The organism is Pseudoalteromonas sp. TB41 (assembly GCF_000497975.1).
Classification (GTDB): domain Bacteria; phylum Pseudomonadota; class Gammaproteobacteria; order Enterobacterales; family Alteromonadaceae; genus Pseudoalteromonas; species Pseudoalteromonas tetraodonis.
On the sequence record NZ_AUTH01000058.1, the window covers coordinates 1 to 2,500 of the forward strand.

General features: G+C 47.0%; 2 tRNA genes and 2 rRNA genes (1 of these 4 cut by a window edge). All 4 read right to left on the reverse strand.

Annotated features, from left to right (window positions below):
• Positions 1–1,466: ribosomal RNA gene (locus L641_RS23470) — 23S ribosomal RNA — on the reverse strand; the annotation flags it as partial.
• 306 nt (positions 1,467–1,772) lie between these two features.
• Positions 1,773–1,848 (reverse strand) — tRNA-Ala (locus tag L641_RS0108025).
• Positions 1,849–1,959: 111 nt separating this feature from the next.
• Positions 1,960–2,036 (reverse strand) — tRNA-Ile (locus L641_RS0108030).
• 76 nt (positions 2,037–2,112) lie between these two features.
• A 16S ribosomal RNA gene (locus L641_RS0108035) occupies positions 2,113–2,500 on the reverse strand; its annotated part runs 1,053 nt beyond the window's last position; the annotation flags it as partial.

Sequence of the window (2,500 nt, forward strand, 5' to 3'; positions counted from 1 at the left end):
CTAGCCTACACACTTTCACATGGACTACCATCGCCATGCTTGCTTAGCCTGCTCCGTCCCCCCATCGCAATTATACCAAGTACGGAAATATTAATCCGTTTCCCATCGACTACGCCTTTCGGCCTCGCCTTAGGGGTCGACTTACCCTACCCTGATTAACATGGGATAGGAACCCTTGGTCTTCCGGCGTGCGGGTTTTTCACCCGCATTATCGTTACTCATGTCAGCATTCGCACTTCTGATACGTCCAGCATACCTCCCGGTACACCTTCAACCGCTTACAGAACGCTCCCCTACCACTCAAAATAAATTTTGAATCCGCAGCTTCGGTGCATAGTTTAGCCCCGTTACATCTTCCGCGCAGACCGACTCGACCAGTGAGCTATTACGCTTTCTTTAAAGGATGGCTGCTTCTAAGCCAACCTCCTGGCTGTCTGGGCCTTTCCACATCGTTTCCCACTTAACTATGACTTTGGGACCTTAGCTGGCGGTCTGGGTTGTTTCCCTCTTCACGACGGACGTTAGCACCCGCCGTGTGTCTCCCGGATATTACTTTACGGTATTCGGAGTTTGCAAAGGGTTGGTAAGTCGGGATGACCCCCTAGCCTTAACAGTGCTCTACCCCCGTAAGTATTCGTCCGAGGCTCTACCTAAATAGATTTCGGGGAGAACCAGCTATCTCCCGGTTTGATTAGCCTTTCACTCCTAACCACAGGTCATCCCCTAACTTTTCAACGTTAGTGGGTTCGGTCCTCCAGTTGATGTTACTCAACCTTCAACCTGCCCATGGCTAGATCACCGGGTTTCGGGTCTATACCTTGCAACTATTCGCCCAGTTAAGACTCGGTTTCCCTACGGCTACCCTAATCGGTTAACCTCGCTACAAAATATAAGTCGCTGACCCATTATACAAAAGGTACGCAGTCACCCAACAAGTGGGCTCCTACTGCTTGTACGTACACGGTTTCAGGTTCTATTTCACTCCCCTCACAGGGGTTCTTTTCGCCTTTCCCTCACGGTACTGGTTCACTATCGGTCAGTTGGGAGTATTTAGCCTTAGATGATGGTCCACCTATATTCAGTCAAAGTTTCACGTGCTCCGACCTACTCGATTTCACTTAAAATGCGTTTTCATGTACGGGACTATCACCCTGTATCGTGGCACTTTCCAGAGCCTTCCATTAACACATAATAAGCTTAAGGGCTGTTCCGATTTCGCTCGCCGCTACTATCGGAATCTCGGTTGATTTCTTTTCCTACGGGTACTTAGATGTTTCAGTTCTCCGCGTTCGCCTCGTTAACCTATGTATTCAGTTAACGATACCTGCAAGCAGGTGGGTTTCCCCATTCGGAAATCCTAGTCTCAAGTGCTTTTTACTAGCTTGACTAGGCTTATCGCAAGTTAATACGTCCTTCATCGCCTCCAACTGCCAAGGCATCCACCGTGTACGCTTAGTCACTTAACCATACAACCCAAACGGGTCTTTGTTTTGTGACAGTTTAACTTCGCCAGAAGTTAATATTGAATACTAAAGTAGATACCAATCAACAAACGTTAAACGTTTATTAAATGGCACTGAATGATACTGCTATCATTCTTTTTTACTTTTGAAAACTCTGTACAAATAACAATGTTATTCATACGAATTTTATTATCAGCTTTTCCAAATTTTTAAAGAGCAGAGAATCAAAAACTTCTCAAAATTAAACACACTCTATTCTCAGGTGATTGTGCTACCCGATAAAAGAATATTTATTTTTAAGAAGTAAAGTGGTGGAGCTAAGCAGGATCGAACTGCTGACCTCCTGCGTGCAAGGCAGGCGCTCTCCCAGCTGAGCTATAGCCCCACATATGCTGGTCTTACTGTTTGTATACCGACTTCTTTTTAAGACAAGGCGTAAGTTGAGGCCGTTTAGTTTACTAAACAACGAAGCTTACAACGAAGCATTAAGAAGAAGTGGTGGGTCTGAGTAGATTTGAACTACCGACCTCACCCTTATCAGGGGTGCGCTCTAACCAGCTGAGCTACAGACCCAAACAATAAGTGTTGTTCTCTTTACAATTAACAATCATCTGTGTGGACACTACGAACAAATAAGTTCTAAATCGTATAAGGAGGTGATCCAGCCCCAGGTTCCCCTAGGGCTACCTTGTTACGACTTCACCCCAGTCATGAATCACTCCGTGGTAAACGTCCTCCCGAGGGTTAGACTATCTACTTCTGGAGCAACCCACTCCCATGGTGTGACGGGCGGTGTGTACAAGGCCCGGGAACGTATTCACCGCGTCATTCTGATACGCGATTACTAGCGATTCCGACTTCATGGAGTCGAGTTGCAGACTCCAATCCGGACTACGACGCACTTTAAGTGATTCGCTTACTCTCGCGAGTTCGCAGCACTCTGTATGCGCCATTGTAGCACGTGTGTAGCCCTACACGTAAGGGCCATGATGACTTGACGTCGTCCCCACCTTCCTCCGGTTTATCACCGGCAGTCT